This is a genomic window from Enterobacter sp. H2G27 (assembly GCF_054403075.1).
The window spans coordinates 908,856-928,803 of sequence record NZ_JBSVSI010000001.1; the positions used below are offsets into that span (position 1 = coordinate 908,856).

Genomic DNA, 19,948 nt, shown 5'->3' on the forward strand with positions numbered 1-19,948 from the left:
CATGAGTTTTCCCCTGCACCCGTGCAGGGGCTTTTTTTTGTCTCCTCATCCATTGTGCATTACACTGCGCGCTGCAAAACTTTAGTCATTACGATCTGACAGGCGGTAACAGCGATGAACGGTACAATCACAACGTGGTTTAAAGATAAAGGCTTTGGATTTATCAAAGATGAAAACGGCGACAACCGCTATTTTCATGTGATTAAGGTCGCGAACCCCGATCTGATTAAGAAAGATGCCGCGGTGACCTTCGAGCCAACCACCAACAACAAAGGCCTTTCCGCCTACGCGGTGAAGGTGATCCCCGAAAGCAAACATCTCTATATCGCAGGCGAGCGCGTGAAGCTCAGCTCGATCAAGTCCTTCGTGGTGTTCAGCGAAGAAGAGCCTGCCGATACCAAAATCGACAAAGAGAATGCGGTGCTGTCGGTGGGGCTGCTGATGAACAGCATCAAGCCGAAATCTGATAAAAAGCCGGGCGAAATGCGCACGGTGAAGAAGCTGGCGATCACCACCTTCCAGAACACGACGCTGATCTTCACCGAAGATGAGATCGACATTGATGCCACGGTGAAGCTGCTGAAGTAATTGTAGGCCGGGTGGCGGCGATGCCTTACCCGGCCTGGAAAACCCGCGCCGCCGCACGGTTTACCCCATCCTGTGCTCGCCTCTTAACATAGTCTCACGGTCAAACACCTTCTGGATCGCCCCGTGCGCCATAAACGCCGCCCGGTCGGACATATGAGCAATCACGTCCGCGTCGTGGCTCACCAGCAGATAGGTCATCTCGTGCTCGGCCTTAAGACGGTTGAGCAGGTTCAGGATCTCTGCCTGCACCGACATATCCAGCGCCGAGGTCGGCTCGTCCAGCAGCAGAAGCTGCGGGCGCAGCAGCAGCGCGCGGGCAATAGCCACGCGCTGGCGCTGGCCGCCGGAAAGCTGGTGCGGGTAGCGCCTGCCCGCGTCGGCGGAAAGCCCCACCTGCTGCAGCGCATCCGCCACCTTTTCGGCAATCTGCGTTTCGCCGTGGATTTTTAACGGCTCCGACAGGGTGCGCGCAATGGTGTGGTTCGGGTGCAGCGACGCCCACGGATCCTGAAATACCATCTGCACGTTGCGGCGAAGCTCGCCTTCAAAACGTCGTCCTGGCGTTAACGCTTCTCCCAGTAGCGCAATACTGCCGCGCCACTCGCGCTGCAGCCCAGCCAGCACGCGCAGAAGGGTAGATTTGCCGCAGCCGGATTCACCGATCAGGCTGAACGTCTCGCCTCTCTCAATGCTAAAGCTGGCGGCCGAAACCGCCGTTTTTTCCCCAAAGGTGACCTGCACCTGGTTAACCTCAACGAGCGCCATCGTTGGCCTCCTTCCACGGCTGCGAACGATCGAGCGTCGGCAGCATCTGTCCATAGGTATTGGCGTCTGGACGACAGGTCCACAGGGTTCGCGTGTACGGATGCGTCGCCTGCGGGAGATGGCTTGCCGCCATCTCATCAACCTTTTCGCCCTGATACATCACCAGCACGCGGTCGCAGTGCTCCGCCACCAGCGGCAGATCGTGGCTGATTAACAGCATCGCCATCTGGCGTTCTTCGCACTGCTGCACCAGCAGCTCGAGGATCTGGTTGCGCAGGCGGGCGTCCAGCGCGGAGGTGGGTTCATCGGCAATCAGCACCTGCGGGTTGTTGATCAGCGCCATCGCAATCATCACCCGCTGGCCCATGCCCCCGGAGAGTTCGCCGGGGTAGCGCTGGAGGACATGTTCGTTGAGTCCGACGGCGCGGAGGATGTCGTGAATGCGCGCCAGGCGTTCAGCGCGGGGCAGGCGCTGATGCAGGGTCAGCGCCTCATCAAGCTGAGCGGCGACGTTTTTCGCCGGATTCAGCGCGTAGCGCGGGTCCTGCAGGACCATCGCAATCCCGTTACCGCGCAGCGCCTGCCAGCGGCGGGCGTTCAGGGTCAGCAGGTCGTTGCCAAGCACGTTAAGCCGGTTGGCGCTCACGATACCGGGTTTTCGCACCAGACCCATCAGCGCGCGGGCGGACATGGACTTGCCGGAGCCGGATTCCCCCACCAGCGCCAGCCGCTCGTTGCCAAGCGTAAAGCTCAGGTTGTTGACCACGCGCGCGGCGGGGTAGTCGATATTCAGCGCATCGACGATGACGCGGGGTTCAGTCATGCTGTGGCTCCAGTACGTCGCGCAGGCCATCGCCCAGCAGGTTAAACGCCAGGCTGGCAAACAGGATGGCCCCGCCCGGAATGGCGGCAATCCACCACTGGTCGAAAATCACCTGCATGCCGTCGGCAATCATCGCTCCCCATTCGGCCATGGGCGGACGTGCGCCAAGGCCGAGGAAGCCGAGACCGGCGGCGGCCAGAATAATGCCTGCCAGATCCAGCGCCAGCCGCACAATCGCGGACGGCAAACACAGGGGCAGAATATGCCCGACCAGCAGGCGCAGGCCGCGAATGCCCATCATCTCCGCGGCGGCCAGGTAATCGCTGTGGCGCAGACGCTGAATTTCACTCCGCGCCTGACGCGCGTATGCGGGCCAGGTGGTTAAGGCCAGCGCCAGCGCGCCGTTGACCAGCCCCGGGCCAAGCATCGCCACAAACGCGAAGGCGAGGATCAGGCGCGGCATTGACATCACCACGTCGGTAAAACGCATCAGGATGCGCTCCAGCCAGCCGTCGTAGTAGCCGGACAAAATTCCCACCAGCAGCCCGGCGGGCAGGGTAATAACGGTGACTAACGCCACCAGCCCGAGCGCCGGACGGGTGCCGTAAATCAGGCGCGAAAGCAGATCGCGACCGTAGCTGTCTGTGCCCAGCCAGTGCTGGCCGTTCGGTGCCTGCAGGCGCGCGGCGGCGTCCTGCCAGTTCGGGTCAACCGGCGCCAGCCACGGCGCGAACAGGGCAATAACCCCCAGCAGCGTGATGGCAACCAGCCCGCAAAATGCGGCAGGGGAGCGGCGCAGCCGGCGTAAGAAGAGATATAACGGCATCAGCGTACCCTGGGATCGGTTGCCCGCACGAGCAGGTCGGTAAGGTTATTGATCAGGACAAAGCAGACGCCAATCAGCAGCGTGCCGCCCATGACCGCGGTGGTGTCTCCTGCGAACAGGGCGGTGGTGAGATAGCGCCCGATCCCCGGCCATGAGAAGACGGTTTCGGTTAATACCGCGCCCTCCAGCATGCTGGTGTAGGCCAGGGCAATCACCGTCAGTAGGGTGCCGCGAATGTTCGGCAGCACGTGTCGCAGCAGGATGGCCATCTCCCCGGCACCTTTTGCGCGGGCAAGCAGGATGTACTCTTTGTTCATCTCGCTCAGGCAGGCCGAGCGCGTCAGGCGGGTAATGCTTGCCAGCGAGTAATAGGCCAGCAGCAGCACCGGCAGCACCAGGTGGCTGAGGGCGTTGCGGAACGCCTCGCGATCGCCGTAAAGCCAGGTATCTATCAGCGCAAAGCCGGTGCGCTGCTCGACGGTGAACTGCCAGATATCGTCCAGCCTGCCGGGGCCTGCGCTCCACTGCAGCTTCGCGTAGAACAGGGCCAGCATCAGCAGGCCGAGCCAGAAGATCGGCACCGAGTTGCCGAGCAGGGTGAGGGTTCTGATGGCTAAATCGAGCGGCGAACCGGCGTAGCGAGCGCACAGCACTCCGGCAGTCACGCCGAGCACGGCGCCGATGATTAACGCCAGCGTTGCCAGCTCCAGCGTGGCGGGGAAGGCGTGCAGCAGATCCTGCAGCACCGGCTGTCCGGTGGCGCTGGCGGTGCCTAAATCCCCGTGGGCGAGGTTTTGCAGGTAGTGCCAGAACTGCACGGGCAGGGGACGATCCAGCCCAAGCTGGTGGCGAACCTGATCGTACGTCGACTGGCTGGCGTGATCGCCGACGATCTGCAGCACGCGATCGACCGGTGAAAACGCCGAGAGCGCAAAGGTGACGAGCAGCAGCCCGAAGAGCGTGAGCAGCAGGGTCAGCAGACCCTGAAGCACGCGGGTGGAAAGATGTGGCATGGGAAATCTCTTCATGCCGGGTGCGGCTTCGCCTTACCCGGCCTACAAAAACCGAGAACACAGGCCGGGTCAGCGCAGCGCCACCCGGCAACAAGGGCTATTTCGTGACGCGATCGTACCAGACCATATCCGCGTTCAGCCCCTGCTGATACCCCTTCACGTTATCGCGCACCACGATCTGGGTTTTGCCCTGATCGACGAACACGTACGGCGAGCTCTGCTGAAGCTGTTCCTGCATTTTCTTGTACAGGTCCAGACGCTTCGCCGGATCCGGCTCGGCAACCGCCGCCAGCGTGGCCTTGTTCAGCTCCGGGATTTTCCAGCCGTTCAGACCGGCCACGGTGCTGGATTTACCGTCGTTCCACGCGAAGGCGCTGGCATTGGAGTGCGCATCGAAGTAGTCAGGGATCCACAAACGAATCGCCGCCTGATGCTGCTTAGCGCGCACGCGGGCATAGACCTGGCTCCCGGCTGCAGGCAGCAGATCCACCTTCACGCCGCCCTGCGCAAAGCTCGCCTGCATTGACTGGGCAATGGTGATAAACGGCGGCTTGTTCTCCACGTCCAGCGTGAAGTGCGCGTCCTTAATGCCCGCTTTGGCGAGGATGTCTTTCGCTTTTGCAGGGTCAAACTTAAACGGGTTGTCTTCCAGCGCGCCCGGCAGCCCGACCGGCAGGAAGCTCTGATGAACAAAATACTGGCCTTTCAGCAGATTTTTGGTGATGCCTTCATAATCGACCAGCCAGCGCGAGGCTTCCCAGAACGCCGGGTTGTTCAGAAGCGGGTTGGCGCTGTTGCCGGTGTTAAACACCAGGTAATTCTGCTCCGCAGACGGGATGCTCAGCACCTTCACGCCCGGCTTGCCGTCCAGGGCGCTTATCTGATCTGCACCGAGATCGCGCGCCACGTCCGCATCACCCTGCTGGATCAGCAGGCGGCGCGAAGCCGGATCGGGGACGTTTTTAATGATGATGCTTTTCAGCTTCGGCGCGCCGCCGGGGGCGGAGTCGTTGGCTTCCAGCACGATGGCCTGATGCGGCTGATAGACGCGCATTTTGAACGCGCCGCTGCCCGCCGAGTGCATTTTTAGCCACGCGTTACCGAAGTCATTATCCTTCACGTTCGCGGCGACCTGTTTTTCATCCACGATAGAGGCAATCGGCGTGGAGAGAATATTCAGCGCCACCGACGGGCTGACGTCCGCCGTCCAGTGAAGCTGGAGGGTGTGCTCGTCCACCTTTTTCAGCTGGCTGGCGATGTTGCTCGCGTCCCAGCCCAGTACGTTGAGGATAAAGGCCGGGGATTTGTTCAGCGTCACGGCGCGGGTATAAGAGAAGATCACGTCTTCCGGGCGCAGCGGGTTGCCGGAGGCGAATTTCGCATCGGGCTTAAGCTTGATGGTCAGGGTTTTTGCTGCCGCGTCCGCTTCCCAGCTTTCTGCCAGAATCGGCGTGATTTTTTCCGGATTATCGCGGTCCGGCTGCACCAGACGCTGGTACAGGCTCGGCACGGTCTGGATGCTGGAGAGCTCGTTGGCTTCGGCCGGGTCGAGGCTCACGATGTCATCAAGCCCCTGGGCAACCACCAGCGTGTTGGGCGGAGTAGCGGCGTGGGCTGCGCCTGCGAGCGCAGTCAGTACCAGTAACGGCAGCAGTTTTTTCGTCATAGCGATCCCTGAGAAGAATATATTGTGATTGTTTTATGCTCCGCTACGTTAGGTCGAGTGTGACATTCCGCAAAGTCGAAATTCAGCTTTACTTATGCCTTCCGGGAATATCGCATGCGCTCGTGCTATTAAAACACGCTGCTTTTCGCCTGCTTTTTAACCTGCTATAACAAACTCCTTACCTTTCAGGGAGTCACCGCGTGCTGGGTCATAGCGAAGGTGATGGACGATGAGTTGGCGCCATTTGCCGTCATTGACTTACGCACCGAACGTGCGGCTGGAGTGGAAGTGCGATTCGATGAACGTTGCCTAACGCAGGGCGGCTTGAGGCGTTTCGGTTATAAGTTTTTTATGTAGGGTACAGCGTAAGCGCGCGGCTAATCCGCGGAAATTGCGATTTCAATCAGGTTGGTTTTTCCTGACTGTAGCCCGCGCGTCACCGCTTCGGCGATATCTGCAGCCTCGGTTACCCGGCAGCAGTGGACGCCCATGGCGGTGGCAAGCGACTGAAAATCAATATGCGGGTTCACCAGGTCCATCCCGATAAAACGCCCCAGCCGCGTTGAGCTGTAGTCAGCCTGGCTCTTCATAAAGTTTTTCAGGATGTTGTACTCCCTGTTATTCATGACGATAAAGGTGACCGGCAGATTTTCGTGTGCCGCCGTCCAGAGCGCCTGCGGCGAGTACAGAGAGGCCCCGTCGCCTATCAGGCAGACCACCGGCTCCCGTCCGCGTCCCAGCGAGTGCCCTACTGAGGCAGGCATCCCCCAGCCCAGTCCGCCGCCGCGCATAAAGTAGTAGCGCTGGTGCTGCTGGTCAGAGATGAACCGGCGGACATGCCTGGCGGTCGCTATCGCCTCATCAACGATGGTGGTACCCGCCGGAATGGATCGGATGACTTCCCAGGCTGCGACCATCGGGGAGATCGCCGGGCGTAGCCGCTCGGCGGCCAGACGTTCCTCCTGCTGCTGCCACTCCTTCTCCCGTTCGTCGCGGGCCGCAACCAGCAGCCGCTGGTGGACCAGCGTGCTGGCGATCAGTCGCTGCTTAAGCTTTGGCAGTAGTTCATGCAGGGACAGTTTGATATCCCCCATCACTGAAAGGCGAGTGGCATAGGTGCGGCCAAGCTCGTGCATATCCGCCGAAAGCTGATATACCGCGCAGGTTTCCGGAATGGCCTCGCCCTCGCTGTACAAAATGGTGATCAGGCTTCTGCCGCCGATGATAAATACGGCATCGTAGGCGTTGATGATGCTGGCGATTTCGCTGGCGGTGGTGGGCATATTGCCCCGCCAGAGCGCATGCTGCGTAGGGAAGGGCAAATTCAGGGGCCAGGAGGAGCCGTAGACATGGGCGCTGAGCGCTTCAGCAAGCTGGACAATCTCCTGCGTCGAGCCGCTGGAGTGAACTTCATCTCCCGCCACAATCATGATCCTGCCCGGGGTGACTTCGCTGAGCGCCTCCGCCAGCTCGTCCAGCGAGCCCGCCACGGTGTGGTAGTTCACTTTTGAGGCCGTCTGTATCCCGGCGTCGCTCAGCTCTTCCATGACGTTCATCGGGAGTGAAAGCAGGACCGGGCCACCCGGAGGGTAGCTGGCCGCGTGAAACGCGCGGCGCACAAGAACCGGGAGCTGGTCGGCGCTGGTAACCTCCTGCGCCCATTTCATGACCGGGGAGCCTATGGAAACAATATCGTCATACAGCAGCGGGTCGCGGACGTAGTGCCGCGTGTCCTGCTGTCCGACGGTGACCACCAGCGGAGTTTTCATGATCCGCGAATTAATGAGGTTCCCCATGCCGTGCCCCAGGCCGCTGGCGGTATGCAAATTAATAAAGCCCGTTTTGCCGGAGGCTTTTGCGTAGCCGTCGGCAATGGCCACTACGGTGCTTTCCTGAAGCGCGAGAATATAGTGAATATTTTCATGGCGAAGCAGGGCATCAATGAGCGGAAGTTCGGTTGTTCCGGGGTTGCCAAAAATATATTCCACCCCTTCACTCTCCAGCACTTCAAGAAGAATGTCGGCACCCGATCGCATATTTAAATCTGATAAGGACGTTAATGATTTAATCATAATGACACCTCATTCAGCATTATTTAACGCCGGCTAAAATTCTTCCTGCGTCGGACGAACAACAATTTCATTAATATCAACGTCGCCAGGCTGTTCAATAGCAAATAAAACCGCGCGGGCAATTGCGTCAGCCGGAATAGCCTGCTTGTAAAATTCATGCAGGAACTGTTTGCTTGGGGCATCAGAGCTGCCGAACTGCAGTTCGCTTTCGACGGCACCGGGAGAAATAAGCGTCGTGCGGATGGTTTTACCCGCCTCCTGACGTAAGCCTTCACTCAGCGCGCGGACGGCGAATTTCGTGGCGCTATACACCACGCCGCCAGGGGCCAGCACTTTGATGCCCGCGACGGAGGCAACGTTTATAAAATGCCCGCGGCCCTGACGCTGGAACACCGGGAAAGCCGCGGCGATGCCGTACAGCACCCCTTTCAGATTGGTATCAATCATCTTGTCCCATTCGTCGGTTTTCAGCTCGCTGAGCGGGGCGATAGCCATAAAGCCCGCGTTATTGATCAGCACATCCACGCGCTGGTAGGCGGCAACGGCAGCGTCAATGGCGCGCTGCACCTCTTCCTGACGGGTGACATCGGCTTTTACGGCTATCGCCTGGCCACCCTGCTGGATGATGCGGTCCACCAGGGCATTAATTTTCTCCAGACGACGGGCAACAAGCACCAGTGAAAAAGGTTTATCTGCCAGATGAAGGGCGATGGCCTCACCAATACCGCTGCTGGCGCCGGTGATAACAACAACTTTGTTTGCACTATTATTCATGATCTTATCTCGCTATTGAGTGATGCAAAAAATAAAAGGCAGAGAAGCGTTAATGAATAATGACAAATTCATTAACGCGGTTTTTGATATATTGTGTATCAGGAATAAAAGGATGTTCGTATAAAACTTAATGGAGTGCGGAAGAGTCTGTCAATGTCGTTTTTTTACAATTAAACTAATTGCAGGCCTAATATTTAATTCTTATAGGTAACCGAGAATAGCATATAAATGAAATGGGGTCACGATAGCGGCCCTGCGAACAGGGCCTGAGGATTACAATTTGCCACTGTAAAGCACCGGGCCTGTGGGGAGCCCAGTGGGCGATCCGCCCTCTGGTTCAAGGCTTATGGCTATCGTGGCGTCAGGAGGGAGCGTTGTGTTCCTGAGGGTGACGCGTGTCGGTATGTCGTTATGCAGCAGCCCCATGGAGACCGGCGCCTGCCCGCCTGGGATCAGCCAAAGCTGCAGGCTGTGTTGCGCCGCGACGGCCGTCGGCCGAAGAGGGGCAATGCTCAAGTGCTGGCGGCTGGCATCCGCGCTGACGACCCACTCCCCGTGCTGTTGGGCATCGTTGAGGACCATCAGCGGAACGAGTTCCGGTGTACGGGTGGCATACCAGGCTACGACCGTCAGGGCGGCGAGGGAGGCCGCAACCATCCAGCCGAGATAAGGCCGACTTTGGCGTAAAGGCTTTTTGGGCGGCAGGTCGAGGGTGATTCTTTTCCACACCGTCTCGGGTGGAGGGACGGGCACAAGATGACTATCCAGCGTGCTGAACATTTCCTGCCAGTACGCGACGCGGGCGGCCAGGGCGGGTTCATGGGCAACCCGTTTCTGGAACTGAAGCCGCGCTCCTCCCCGCAGCGTGCCGAGGGCATACTCTGCTGCCAGCATGTCGTCGCGTTTTTCTGCGTCATTCATAGCCCGACACACTCCCGAAGATGGTCCATTGCCCGACGTATCCAGCTTTTCACCGAGCCAAGAGGCTGCTGGAGCCAGTCGGCAATGTCGCTGTGAGACATTCCCTGATAGTAGGCGAGCGTAATGCTCTGGCGCTGCTCGCTGCTCAAATGTTCGAGACACTGCCTGAGCCGTGCTGCCTGCGCGTCGTCGTGCCAGTTATTCTGCTCATCGTTCTCGCAAGGCAAAAGCGCTTCGTTATACGCCGTCTCGCGGTCGGCAGCCCGGGTTTGCCCGCTTCGCAGCCAGTCGATACAGCGGTTGCGCACAATATGCGTAAGCCAGGTCATCGGGGAGCTCAGTGCAGCGTTGTAGGTTTCAGCTTTACTCCAGACGGTGATAAAACAGTCGTGAAGGATCTCTTCTGCCCATGCGCGGTCGTGCAGCATGCGCAGCGCAACGGCAAACAGGTGTGGCGATGTGAGTCGATAAAGTTGTTCAAATGCACGGCGATCGCCGTTTGCGACCGCCTGCATTAATTTCAGCTGCTGTTCAGCCAGCGCGTTATCCATATTATTCCCGGAAGGCAACGTCACACTTCCGAAGTATAGACAACTACTTAGGCATCAGGACGGTATCAATCACATCGATCACGCCGTTTTTTTGATGAACGTCATAGGTGCTAATGTTCGCCACATTACCTTTACCATCCTTAAGCTGAATATTGTGCGGGCCGTTGCTCATGATCCACAGCGGCTGACCGTTAACGGTCTTCAGCTCCGCGCGGCCGCCGCCCTGTTTAATTTTCTGCTCCAGCGCTTTCATATCGTAATTACCGGCGACCACGTGATAGGTCAGGATGCTGGTGAGCGTGGCTTTGTTTTCGGGTTTGACCAGGTTCTCGACGGTGCCGGCAGGCAATTTCGCAAACGCCGCATTGGTTGGGGCAAACACGGTGAATGGCCCTTTGCTCTGGAGCGTATCCACCAGCCCGGCCGCTTTGACGGCGGTCACCAGCGTGGTGTGATCTTTCGAGTTCACGGCGTTTTCAACAATATTTTTGCTCGGGTACATTTCCGCTCCGCCCACCATCACGGAGCCTGACGTCATGGCTGCTGATGCGCCTGCACAGAAGAGTAAAGCGCTGGTTACGAATGCAACACGGGTTAGCTTTTTCATCATCTTTCCTCGGATTAGGGAGCAAAGGGGTTGCTCACATATGCATATACGAGGGGAGGGGGGAAACTGGATGCAGGAAAATACAAAAATTTTGGGTGGGAAGATAAACGCCCTCTCCCTTGAGGGAGAGGGCTCGGGTGAGGGGAAATATCCTCAGCGGCGAACCGGCGCCCCGTTGGCCACATAATACGCGGCCGTACTTTTTGCCAGCGGCTCGCGCCCGCGAATGGCGTCGGCAATCTTTTCACCGATCATAATAGTGGTGGCGTTCAGGTTGCCGGTGATGATCTGCGGCATAATCGACGCATCCACCACGCGCAGCCCTTCCAGCCCGTGAACGCGGCCTTCGCCGTCGACCACCGCCATCTCGTCGTAACCCATCTTGCAGGTGCCGCACGGGTGGAACGCGGTTTCGGCGTGGTTACGCACGAACTCGTCCAGCTGCTCGTCGGTCTGGCAGTCAATACCCGGACTGATTTCACGGCCGCGGTACTTGTCCAGCGCGGGCTGGTGCATGATCTCGCGGGTGATGCGGATCGCGTCGCGGAACTCCTGCCAGTCCTGCTCGTGGGACATATAGTTGAACAGGATCGCCGGATGCTGGTGCGGATCGCGCGACTTAATGCGCACGTGCCCGCGGCTCGGGGAGCGCATGGAGCCAACGTGGCACTGGAAGCCGTGCTCTTTCACCGCGTTCGAGCCGTTGTAGTTAATCGCCACCGGCAGGAAGTGGTACTGAATGTTCGGCCACTCGAACTCCTCGCGGCTGCGGATAAACCCGCCCGCTTCGAAGTGGTTGCTCGCGCCCACGCCGGTGCCGCCAAACAGCCACTCGGCGCCAATCTTCGGCTGGTTCCACCACTGCAGGGCAGGGTAGAGAGAGACCGGCTCTTTGCATTCATACTGGAGGTACATCTCCAGGTGATCCTGCAGATTTTCCCCCACGCCGGGCAGGTCGTGCACCAGCGGGATATCAAACTGCTTCAGCAGGTCAGCGTTGCCCACGCCGGAGCGCTGGAGGATCTGCGGGGAGGCAATCGCCCCGGCGCTCAGCAGCACTTCTTTCTTCGCCGTTGCTTTGGACGGAATGGTGCTTTCGCCCTCCAGCCACTCGACACCCACGGCGCGCTTGCCGTCAAACAGAATGCGATCGGTCATGGCGTGGGTGCGGATGGTCAGATTCGGACGGGGTTTCGCCTGATCCAGATAGCCGCGCGCGGTGCTGGCGCGTCGGCCCTGCGGCGTGACCGTGCGGTCCATCGGGCCGAAGCCTTCCTGCTGATAGCCGTTGAGATCGTCGGTGCGCGGATAGCCCGCCTGCACGCCCGCTTCCACCATCGCCTCAAACAGCGGGTTCACGCCCGGCTTCGAGGTGGTGACGCTCACCGGACCGTCGCCGCCGTGATAGTCGTTCGGCCCCACGTCGCGGGTCTCTGCCTTGCGGTAGTAGGGCAGGCAGTTGAGGTAGCTCCAGTGCTCCAGGCCCGGCTCTTTTGCCCAGTGGTCGAGGTCCATCGCGTTACCGCGGATGTAGCACATGCCGTTGATCAGCGACGAGCCGCCCAGCCCTTTGCCGCGCCCGCACTCCATGCGGCGGTTGTTCATGTACGGCTCTGGCTCGGTTTCGTACGCCCAGTTATAGCGCTTGCCCTGCAGCGGGAACGCCAGCGCGGCGGGCATCTGGGTTCGGAAGTCAAAGCGGTAGTCCGGCCCGCCTGCCTCAAGCAGCAGGACGGTAGTGTTCGGATCTTCAGTCAGTCGTGTAGCCAGCACGTTGCCGGCAGAGCCGGCCCCGATAATGATGTAGTCAAATTGCAAATAAACCTCCCGGTTAAAATATGGACTGGAATTTACCCATCTCAACCTGGATGGACTTCACCTGGGTGTAGCTCTGGAGCGTCATGACGCCGTTCTCGCGGCCAATGCCGGAGTGCTTGTAGCCGCCGACCGGCATCTCTGCAGCGGATTCACCCCAGGTGTTGATCCAGCAGATGCCCGCTTCGAGCTGATGAATGGCGCCGTGGGCGCGGTTCAGGTCTGTCGTGACGATGCCCGCCGCCAGACCGTAGTCGGTATCGTTGGCGCGGCGAATCGCTTCTTCATCGGTGTCATAGGTCAGGATGGACATCACCGGGCCGAAGATCTCTTCGCGCACGATGGTCATCTTGTCGGTGCAGTCGGTGAACACGGTCGGGGCCACCCACGCGCCGTTATCGAAGCCTTCGCCCTTCAGCACGTCGCCGCCGCACAGCACGCGCGCGCCTTCCTCTTTGCCTTTGGCGATGTAGCGCATCACGCTGTCGCGGTGCGGGAAGCTGACCATCGGACCAAAGTTAGTGGTTTCATCGAACAGATCGCCCGCTCGGATGCGGCCCACGCGCTCAACGATTTTCTGCTCAAACACGGCTTTGAACTTAGCCGGAACAAACACGCGGGTGCCGTTGGTGCACACCTGGCCGGAGCTGAAGAAGTTGGCCATCATGGCGATGTCCGCCGCGAGATCGAGATCGGCATCGTCGAAAATAATCAGCGGGGATTTGCCGCCCAGCTCCATCGTCACCTCTTTCAGGGACGAGGCCGCCGAGTTGGCCATCACTTTTTTGCCGCTGGCGACGCCGCCGGTAAAGGAGACTTTGGCGATGCCCGGATGCTCGGTCAGGTACTGACCGGTCTCCGCGCCCACGCCCGGCAGGACGTTAAACACGCCGTCCGGCAGGCCCGCTTCGGTGTAGATCTCTGCAAGCTTCAGGGCGGTAAGCGGCGTCACTTCGCTCGGCTTGAAGATCATTGCGTTGCCCGCCGCCAGCGCCGGGGCGGATTTCCACAGGGCTATCTGGATCGGGTAGTTCCACGCGCCGATGCCCGCCACCACGCCCAGCGGCTCGCGGCGGGTGTAGACGAACGAGGTCTCACGCAGCGGGATCTGGCTGCCTTCCAGCGCCGGGATCAGCCCCGCGTAGTATTCCAGCACGTCCGCGCCGGTGACGATGTCGACGGTTGAGGTTTCGGAATACGCTTTACCGGTGTCGAGGGTTTCCAGCTTTGCCAGCTCGTCGTTGCGCTCGCGCAGGATGTCGACGGCGCGACGCAGGATGCGCGAGCGCTCCATGGCGGTCATCGCCGCCCAGACTTTTTGCCCGCGCGTTGCGCTTTCTACGGCGCGATCGATGTCCTCGCGCCCGGCGGCCTGTACGGTCGCCAGGACTTCACCGTTGGCCGGGTTGATGGTCTCGAAGGTGCGACCGCTGGTGGCCGATGTATAACCACCATTGATATAAAGCTGCTGTTCTGCCATTCGGGACATAAATTCTCCTCGGTTATTCGGTCGGTAAATGCTGGCTGATAAAGTGGCTGGTCAGTGACTGGGCCTGGGTCTTATCCAGCGGTTTGCCACTCAGCGCGGCGCGCAGCCACAGCCCGTCGATCAGCGCCGCCAGCCCGTAGCCCGCCTCCTGGGCCTGTTCGCGCGGAAGCTCGCGGCGGAACTCGTACACCAGGTTCGACAGCAGGCGGCGGCTGCTCACCTGCTGCAGACGGTAGAGCATCGGCTGGTGCATGCTGCTCGCCCAGAAGGCCAGCCAGGCCTTCATTGCCGCGCCGCTGGTCTGGGTTTCATCAAAATTGCCGCCGACAATCGCCTGCAGACGCTGCTCCGCGCTGCCGTTCGGCAGGGCGTGCAGGCGGCTCAAAACCGCGTCGCGCAGCTGGCCGGTGATGTCGCGCATGGTCGCTTCCAGCAGGCCGTTTTTGTCTTTGAAGTAGTGACTGATGATCCCCGTGGAAACGCCCGCCCGACGGGCGATCTGCGCGATCGTCGCGTCATGCATTCCCACTTCATTTATTGCTTCCAGCGTGGCGTCGATAAGCTGCCTGCGCCGGATCGGCTGCATCCCCACTTTGGGCATTGTTGCCACTCCATTCATCAGCGTTGGTTATACATTAAAGCGGTTTTTGATTGGACGTTCAATATAAAATGTGTCTTAATTGTTGCTGATTTGGATTTTAATAGTTACAAAAACAGTGAGGATACTGGATGACAGACCTTTCACAGGACAGAGAAAAAGACAAAATCAACCCGGTCGTTTTTTATACGTCCGCCGGGCTGATTTTGTTGTTTTCCCTGACAACGATCTTCTTTCGTGATTTTTCTGCCGAGTGGATTGGGCGCACCCTGAACTGGGTGTCGAAGACCTTCGGCTGGTACTACCTGCTGGCGGCGACGCTCTATATTGTCTTCGTGGTCTGCATTGCCTGCTCGCGCTTTGGTTCGGTAAAGCTCGGGCCTGAGCAGTCCAAGCCCGAGTTCAGCCTGCTGAGCTGGGCCGCAATGCTGTTTGCCGCGGGCATCGGCATCGACCTGATGTTCTTCTCCGTGGCGGAACCGGTCACGCAGTATATGCAGCCGCCGGAAGGGGCAGGGCAGACGATGGAGGCCGCGCGCCAGGCGATGGTCTGGACGCTGTTCCACTACGGACTGACGGGCTGGTCGATGTACGCCCTGATGGGCATGGCGCTGGGATACTTTAGCTATCGTTATAATTTACCCCTCACCATTCGCTCTGCGCTCTACCCGATCTTCGGTAAAAAGATTAACGGCCCGATTGGCCACAGCGTCGACATTGCGGCGGTGATCGGCACTATCTTCGGCATCGCGACAACGCTCGGGATCGGCGTGGTGCAGCTCAACTACGGGCTGAGCGTGCTGTTTGATATTCCGGACTCGATGGCGGCGAAAGCGGCGCTGATCGCGCTCTCCGTCATTATCGCCACCATTTCGGTGACGTCGGGTGTCGATAAGGGCATCCGCGTACTCTCCGAGCTGAACGTGGCGCTGGCGCTGGGCCTGATCCTGTTCGTGCTGTTTATGGGTGATACCTCGTTCCTGCTCAATGCCTTAGTGCTGAACGTGGGCGACTACGTGAACCGCTTTATGGGCATGACGCTGAACAGCTTCGCCTTCGACCGCCCGGTAGAGTGGATGAACAACTGGACGCTGTTCTTCTGGGCGTGGTGGGTGGCGTGGTCGCCGTTTGTTGGCCTGTTCCTCGCGCGCATTTCGCGTGGCCGCACCATTCGTCAGTTCGTAATGGGCACGCTGATTATCCCGTTCACCTTTACCCTGCTGTGGCTGTCGATTTTCGGCAACAGCGCGCTGCACGAGATCATCCACGGCAATGCAACCTTCGCGCAGGAAGCGATGGCGCACCCGGAGCGCGGCTTCTACAGCCTGCTGGCGCAGTACCCGGCGTTTACCTTTAGCGCCTCCGTGGCGACCATCACCGGCCTGCTGTTTTACGTCACCTCGGCCGATTCCGGGGCGCTGGTGCTGGGCAACTTCACCTCGAAGCTCAAAGACATCAACAGCGACGCGCCGAACTGGCTGCGCATCTTCTGGTCCGTCGCCATTGGCCTGCTGACGCTCGGGATGCTGATGACCAACGGCATCTCGGCGCTGCAGAACACCACGGTGATCATGGGGCTGCCGTTCAGCTTCGTCATCTTCTTTGTGATGGCCGGGCTGTATAAATCGCTCAAGGTGGAAGACTACCGCCGCGTCAGCGCCAGCCGCGACACCGCGCCGCGTCCGATGGGGGCGCAGGACAGGCTGAGCTGGAAGAAACGCCTGTCGCGACTGATGAACTACCCGGGCACGCGCTACACCAAACAGATGATGGAGACCGTCTGCTTCCCTGCGATGGAAGAGGTGGCGCAGGAGCTTAAGCTGCGTGGCGCCTACGTGGAGCTCAAAAATCTGCCGCCGGAGGAGGGCGAGACCCTGGGGCACCTGGATCTGCTGGTGCACATGGGCGACGAGCAGAACTTTGTCTACCAGATCTGGCCGCAGCAGTACTCGGTGCCCGGGTTTACCTACCGGGCGCGCAGCGGGAAGTCGACCTACTACCGGCTGGAGACCTTCCTGCTGGAAGGAAGCCAGGGGAATGATTTGATGGACTACAGCAAGGAGCAGGTGATTACGGACATTCTGGATCAGTATGAACGGCACCTGAACTTTATCCATCTCCACAGGGAAGCGCCGGGTAATAGCGTGATGTTCCCGGATGTTTGAGCCTTGATCTGAAGAACGTATAAAGGCATCGCCGCTGTCCTCATGCCGGGTGGCACTGCGCTTACCCGGCCTACAAACCGCTTTACTGTAGGCCTGATAAGCGTTGCGCCATCAGGCTTTTAGCAGTGTCCACACGCTCGTATCATTATTCTGCCAGATGAGGGTGAAGCGTTTACCCTCAGGATAGTCTCCAGCCGGGTGCGAAAGCGCCAGCGTGATTGTTTTTTCCGTTAACTCTGTGACTCTCGCCCACTCAAACCCCATAAAAGTCTTCACCTGCGGAAAGAACGCCTTAAACAAACTTTCTTTGGCGCTAAAAGTGAGCGTCAGCGCCAGCGCAAAAGGGTAGCCCGAGTGCGTCAGGCACATCGCTTCCTGTGCATCAATGATGCCGTCCTGGATTTCGCGGGCTTCACGGTCTGGAAGAATGGCTTCGCAATCAATACCCACAAGCGCATCTGGATGATTGACGACAACCGCCATCGCCTGCGTGCCGCTGTGGGTGATGCTCCCTGAGACGCCTTCCGGCCAGAGCGGTTCACCGCTGGGGCCGATACCGGGAATTACGCGTTCATTTATCGCACTGAGGGCATGCGCGGCGGCAGTGCGGCCTGCCAGATGCTCGGCTTTTCGTTTGCGTCCGGCGTTTGAAAGCTCTGCGTGATGGGGGAGCCAGAGAAGATCGGCGTCGGTGAAGGTGGTAGGGTCGAAGGTGACGTGGTGGACGGTGTGGCCGGCGAGAATGAACGTGGTGTGGGTTGTGCGCATGTTTTCCCCTCTATCAACAAATAGTGCGGCCTGATGCCCTCAACCCGGCCCTCTCCCACGGGGAGAGGGAGCAAACACTAAAAACGGCAACTGGGTTGCCGTTTTGTTTTTACCTTAGAAACGCGTATTTACGCTCATGTACCAGGTTCGACCCGGTTCATTATACGTGTAGGCCCCCGCACCGTACATATACGCGCCGGTGGTGGCGTTCCCGGTCGTCTGGGCATTCCCCGCACGCCACTGGCGCTTGTCGAAGACGTTATCCACGCCACCGGTCAGGCTGACGTTTTTCGTCATGTCCCAGGTTGCGCTCAGACCAACGATGCTGTACGGACTGACTTCGTCTTTCTCAGACCCTGTCACAGGCTGGCCTTTGTAGTTGTACTTCTTCGGCTGCTGCTTGCCGTACCAGGTAAAGGTCGACTGGAGCGACACGTCCTGATGCACCTGCCAGCTCAGGGTCGAGTTCAGCGTGTACTCTGGAATAATCGACAGACGATCGCCGGTCTCCTTGTTCTTGCTCTGCAGCATGTATGTAATATTGTTGGTCCAGTTAATGGTGTCGCTGACCGGTACGTTCAGGGAGCCTTCCAGGCCCTCGACCACCGCCTTCGGTACGTTTTCCCACTGGTAGATATCCGTCTTCACTTTACCGGACGAGGTGTGACCGATCGGCGCGTAGCCCGCTTCGATCTTGTCGCGGTAGTCGTTACGGAACCAGGTCACGCCCGCCAGCCAGCCGTCGCGTTTCCACTCCAGGCCAATCTCTTTGTTGATGCTGGTTTCGGCCTTCAGGTCGTCGTTACCCATCATGTAGCAGCCCACGCCGTCGGAGCTGGCGTAGCAGCCCTGACCTTTGCTGTAGAGCAGGTAGTTCGGGTTGGTCTGGTACAGGCTCGGCGCTTTGTAGGCGCGGGCGATCCCCATCTTCAGCGTGAAGTCATCCCCCAGACCCTGCGACAGGTTAAGTGACGGGCTCCAGTTGTTGCCGACGATGGTGTGATGGTCGAAGCGCAGGGCAGGGGTCAGCATGGTGCTGTCGGTCAGCTCCATGTTGTTCTCGGCGAACAGCGAGAAAATCTCTGCCGAGGTGTAAGGGCTGCGGTCGTTGCTCATGCCCGGAATGATGCCGCCCTGCTGGGTTTGCGTGAAGGAGGTGGAGTCCTTCATACGCTGCTGGTTCCACTCGGTGCCCAGCGTCAGGTTCTGGTTAACGAGGAAATCAATCGGCAGGTTGATTTCACTGTGCAGCATCACGTCGGCCAGATCGGTGTCGGTGAATTTATTACTGTTGAACAGGCCTTCCAGACCGCCCGCCAGCCCTTCGCCCAGACGGGAGTTGCGGGTGTGCTCGTACTGTGCCCAGTTGCTGGTCGTGATGCCGTTATCCCAGCCGCCGTTCCAGGTCACCGCGAAGTTCTGGCGATAGATACGGTTGGTCTCTTTGCCGTAGTTCTTCTTCACCAGGCCGCTGGAGCTGTTGTCGTTGTTGGTGTTCTGGGTATCACCGGCGTAGAGGTTATTCTGACGGCTGTAGCCCGCCTCAAATTCCAGAGACTGCATCGGCGCAAAGTCCCAGCGCACCACGCCGTTGATGTCTTTATTTTCCACCCCTTCACGGCCCGCGGGCAGCGTGTCGGCGTAGGCACCTGTACGATCTGACTGATGGCCCTGGTTGATGTCCCACGCGTCGGCCTGGGTTTTGTCCAGGTTACCGAACATGCGGAAGCTGAAGTCGCCGCCCAGCGGGCCGCTCAGGCTGAAGTTGGTGCGTTTGGTGGAACCTTCATCCTTGTGCTCAGGCGCATTCAGGTAGGTATTCCAGGAGCCGTGCCACTGGTCATCGAATTTTTTGGTGATGATGTTCACCACGCCGCCTGCCGCGCCGTTGCCATAGCGCGCGGCGGCCGGACCGCGGATCACTTCGATGCGCTCGATCATCTCCGGCGGCACCCAGCCGGTATCGCCGCGCGTATCACGCTCGCCGCGCCAGCCCAGACGGATGGAGTTACGGCTGGTCACCGGCTTGCCGTCGATCAGGATCAGGGTGTTTTCTGGCCCCATGCCGCGGATATCAATCTGACGGTTATTCCCGCGCTGGCCGCTGGTGGAGTTACCGGTCAGGTTAACGCCCGGCATGGTGCGGATGATTTCCGCCACGTCCCGCGCGGGCGGGTTTTTACGTATCTCATCGGCGGTGATGGTCGATACCCCCGGCGCCTGCAGATTCTGCTCGGCGGCGGTGATCACCATCGTGTCTTCGTGCTGCGCAGAGGCGGTGTTGTCGTCTGCCAGAGCGGGCAGCGCGACGCCGTAAATCCCTAAATTGACCAGCAAGGCCAGAGAGTGAATCTTCTTATTCATTGTACGTCCTGCTTTTGTGGTTGTTTTATGAGCGCTTCCCACAGCGCGGGCACTACGCTATTGCAAATGCAAATAGTTATCAATAATATTATCAATAAAATTTGCTCTGAAACAAAAAAGACTGTTAAACATGAGGTTATAAG

General features: G+C 59.2%; 17 protein-coding genes and 1 pseudogene. 3 read left to right on the forward strand and 15 right to left on the reverse strand.

The window, feature by feature from the left end:
* Positions 1-114: 114 nt before the first annotated feature.
* On the forward strand, positions 115-588 hold the full coding sequence (locus ACW9E7_RS04225; RefSeq protein WP_111964451.1) for a cold-shock protein: 474 nt from the start codon (positions 115-117) through the stop codon (positions 586-588).
* A gap of 60 nt (positions 589-648) precedes the next feature.
* On the opposite strand, the gene ACW9E7_RS04230 is transcribed toward ACW9E7_RS04225, so the two are convergent.
* From ACW9E7_RS04230 to ACW9E7_RS04250, 5 genes are all read right to left on the reverse strand, one after another.
* Positions 649-1,353, reverse strand: coding sequence for an ABC transporter ATP-binding protein (locus ACW9E7_RS04230; protein WP_458727300.1), 705 nt, complete (start codon positions 1,351-1,353; stop codon positions 649-651).
* Positions 1,340-2,176 (reverse strand): ABC transporter ATP-binding protein, encoded by an 837-nt coding sequence (locus tag ACW9E7_RS04235; protein WP_458727301.1) that lies wholly within the window; start codon positions 2,174-2,176, stop codon positions 1,340-1,342. Before ACW9E7_RS04235 ends, ACW9E7_RS04230 begins: the two co-directional genes overlap by 14 nt.
* The gene (locus tag ACW9E7_RS04240) at positions 2,169-3,002 is read right to left on the reverse strand and encodes an ABC transporter permease (RefSeq protein ID WP_458727302.1); all 834 of its coding nucleotides are present in this window, start codon (positions 3,000-3,002) and stop codon (positions 2,169-2,171) included. Before ACW9E7_RS04240 ends, ACW9E7_RS04235 begins: the two co-directional genes overlap by 8 nt.
* The gene (locus tag ACW9E7_RS04245; protein ID WP_458727303.1) at positions 3,002-4,015 is read right to left on the reverse strand and encodes an ABC transporter permease; all 1,014 of its coding nucleotides are present in this window, start codon (positions 4,013-4,015) and stop codon (positions 3,002-3,004) included. Before ACW9E7_RS04245 ends, ACW9E7_RS04240 begins: the two co-directional genes overlap by 1 nt.
* 97 nt (positions 4,016-4,112) lie before the next feature.
* On the reverse strand, positions 4,113-5,681 hold the full coding sequence (locus ACW9E7_RS04250) for an ABC transporter substrate-binding protein (RefSeq protein ID WP_458727304.1): 1,569 nt from the start codon (positions 5,679-5,681) through the stop codon (positions 4,113-4,115).
* Positions 5,682-5,876: 195 nt separating this feature from the next.
* Between ACW9E7_RS04250 and ACW9E7_RS04255 the strand changes: the two are divergent.
* Positions 5,877-5,991, forward strand: a pseudogene (locus tag ACW9E7_RS04255) (hypothetical protein); the annotation flags it as partial.
* A 67-nt stretch (positions 5,992-6,058) separates the two neighbouring features.
* Here the strand turns inward: ACW9E7_RS04255 and ACW9E7_RS04260 are convergent.
* From ACW9E7_RS04260 to betI, 8 genes are all read right to left on the reverse strand, one after another.
* A complete protein-coding gene (locus ACW9E7_RS04260; RefSeq protein WP_458727305.1) occupies positions 6,059-7,753 on the reverse strand; it encodes a thiamine pyrophosphate-binding protein in 1,695 nt (564 codons plus the stop codon).
* A gap of 33 nt (positions 7,754-7,786) precedes the next feature.
* Positions 7,787-8,527 carry an SDR family oxidoreductase gene (locus tag ACW9E7_RS04265; protein WP_111964443.1) on the reverse strand — a complete coding sequence of 247 codons (741 nt, stop codon included), beginning with the start codon at positions 8,525-8,527 and terminating at the stop codon, positions 7,787-7,789.
* A gap of 273 nt (positions 8,528-8,800) precedes the next feature.
* Positions 8,801-9,448, reverse strand: a complete 648-nt coding sequence (locus ACW9E7_RS04270; protein ID WP_458727306.1) for an anti-sigma factor — start codon at positions 9,446-9,448, stop codon at positions 8,801-8,803.
* Positions 9,445-9,999 carry an RNA polymerase sigma factor gene (locus tag ACW9E7_RS04275; protein ID WP_133293960.1) on the reverse strand — a complete coding sequence of 185 codons (555 nt, stop codon included), beginning with the start codon at positions 9,997-9,999 and terminating at the stop codon, positions 9,445-9,447. Before ACW9E7_RS04275 ends, ACW9E7_RS04270 begins: the two co-directional genes overlap by 4 nt.
* 43 nt (positions 10,000-10,042) lie before the next feature.
* Entirely contained in the window at positions 10,043-10,606 is a 564-nt protein-coding gene (locus ACW9E7_RS04280) for a fasciclin domain-containing protein (RefSeq protein WP_458728366.1), read from the reverse strand.
* A gap of 153 nt (positions 10,607-10,759) precedes the next feature.
* A complete protein-coding gene (gene betA / locus ACW9E7_RS04285) occupies positions 10,760-12,424 on the reverse strand; it encodes a choline dehydrogenase (protein ID WP_127729938.1) in 1,665 nt (554 codons plus the stop codon).
* A 13-nt stretch (positions 12,425-12,437) separates the two neighbouring features.
* Entirely contained in the window at positions 12,438-13,910 is a 1,473-nt protein-coding gene (betB, locus tag ACW9E7_RS04290; RefSeq protein WP_458727307.1) for a betaine-aldehyde dehydrogenase, read from the reverse strand.
* A gap of 13 nt (positions 13,911-13,923) precedes the next feature.
* Positions 13,924-14,511, reverse strand: coding sequence for a transcriptional regulator BetI (gene betI / locus ACW9E7_RS04295; RefSeq protein ID WP_111964437.1), 588 nt, complete (start codon positions 14,509-14,511; stop codon positions 13,924-13,926).
* 128 nt (positions 14,512-14,639) lie between these two features.
* On the opposite strand from betI, the gene betT reads away from it, so the two are divergent.
* Positions 14,640-16,673 (forward strand): choline BCCT transporter BetT, encoded by a 2,034-nt coding sequence (betT, locus tag ACW9E7_RS04300; RefSeq protein ID WP_029741651.1) that lies wholly within the window; start codon positions 14,640-14,642, stop codon positions 16,671-16,673.
* Between the two features lie 111 nt (positions 16,674-16,784).
* Here the strand turns inward: betT and entD are convergent, their stop codons facing one another.
* Together entD and ACW9E7_RS04310 are read right to left on the reverse strand one after the other, a co-directional pair.
* On the reverse strand, positions 16,785-17,441 hold the full coding sequence (entD, locus tag ACW9E7_RS04305) for an enterobactin synthase subunit EntD (RefSeq protein WP_458727308.1): 657 nt from the start codon (positions 17,439-17,441) through the stop codon (positions 16,785-16,787).
* A gap of 114 nt (positions 17,442-17,555) precedes the next feature.
* A complete protein-coding gene (locus ACW9E7_RS04310) occupies positions 17,556-19,805 on the reverse strand; it encodes a TonB-dependent siderophore receptor (RefSeq protein ID WP_115874453.1) in 2,250 nt (749 codons plus the stop codon).
* Positions 19,806-19,948 lie beyond the last annotated feature (143 nt).

What these genes read in the sequence shown, in the direction of transcription:
- ACW9E7_RS04225 (WP_111964451.1), top strand. Translation starts at nt 115, where the DNA reads ATGAACGGTACAATCACAACGTGGTTTAAAGATAAAGGCTTTGGATTT.
- ACW9E7_RS04230 (WP_458727300.1), bottom strand. Translation starts at nt 1,353, where the DNA reads ATGGCGCTCGTTGAGGTTAACCAGGTGCAGGTCACCTTTGGGGAAAAA.
- ACW9E7_RS04235 (WP_458727301.1), bottom strand. Translation starts at nt 2,176, where the DNA reads ATGACTGAACCCCGCGTCATCGTCGATGCGCTGAATATCGACTACCCC.
- ACW9E7_RS04240 (WP_458727302.1), bottom strand. Translation starts at nt 3,002, where the DNA reads ATGCCGTTATATCTCTTCTTACGCCGGCTGCGCCGCTCCCCTGCCGCA.
- ACW9E7_RS04245 (WP_458727303.1), bottom strand. Translation starts at nt 4,015, where the DNA reads ATGCCACATCTTTCCACCCGCGTGCTTCAGGGTCTGCTGACCCTGCTG.
- ACW9E7_RS04250 (WP_458727304.1), bottom strand. Translation starts at nt 5,681, where the DNA reads ATGACGAAAAAACTGCTGCCGTTACTGGTACTGACTGCGCTCGCAGGC.
- ACW9E7_RS04260 (WP_458727305.1), bottom strand. Translation starts at nt 7,753, where the DNA reads ATGATTAAATCATTAACGTCCTTATCAGATTTAAATATGCGATCGGGT.
- ACW9E7_RS04265 (WP_111964443.1), bottom strand. Translation starts at nt 8,527, where the DNA reads ATGAATAATAGTGCAAACAAAGTTGTTGTTATCACCGGCGCCAGCAGC.
- ACW9E7_RS04270 (WP_458727306.1), bottom strand. Translation starts at nt 9,448, where the DNA reads ATGAATGACGCAGAAAAACGCGACGACATGCTGGCAGCAGAGTATGCC.
- ACW9E7_RS04275 (WP_133293960.1), bottom strand. Translation starts at nt 9,999, where the DNA reads ATGGATAACGCGCTGGCTGAACAGCAGCTGAAATTAATGCAGGCGGTC.
- ACW9E7_RS04280 (WP_458728366.1), bottom strand. Translation starts at nt 10,606, where the DNA reads ATGAAAAAGCTAACCCGTGTTGCATTCGTAACCAGCGCTTTACTCTTC.
- betB (WP_458727307.1), bottom strand. Translation starts at nt 13,910, where the DNA reads ATGTCCCGAATGGCAGAACAGCAGCTTTATATCAATGGTGGTTATACA.
- betI (WP_111964437.1), bottom strand. Translation starts at nt 14,511, where the DNA reads ATGCCCAAAGTGGGGATGCAGCCGATCCGGCGCAGGCAGCTTATCGAC.
- betT (WP_029741651.1), top strand. Translation starts at nt 14,640, where the DNA reads ATGACAGACCTTTCACAGGACAGAGAAAAAGACAAAATCAACCCGGTC.
- entD (WP_458727308.1), bottom strand. Translation starts at nt 17,441, where the DNA reads ATGCGCACAACCCACACCACGTTCATTCTCGCCGGCCACACCGTCCAC.
- ACW9E7_RS04310 (WP_115874453.1), bottom strand. Translation starts at nt 19,805, where the DNA reads ATGAATAAGAAGATTCACTCTCTGGCCTTGCTGGTCAATTTAGGGATT.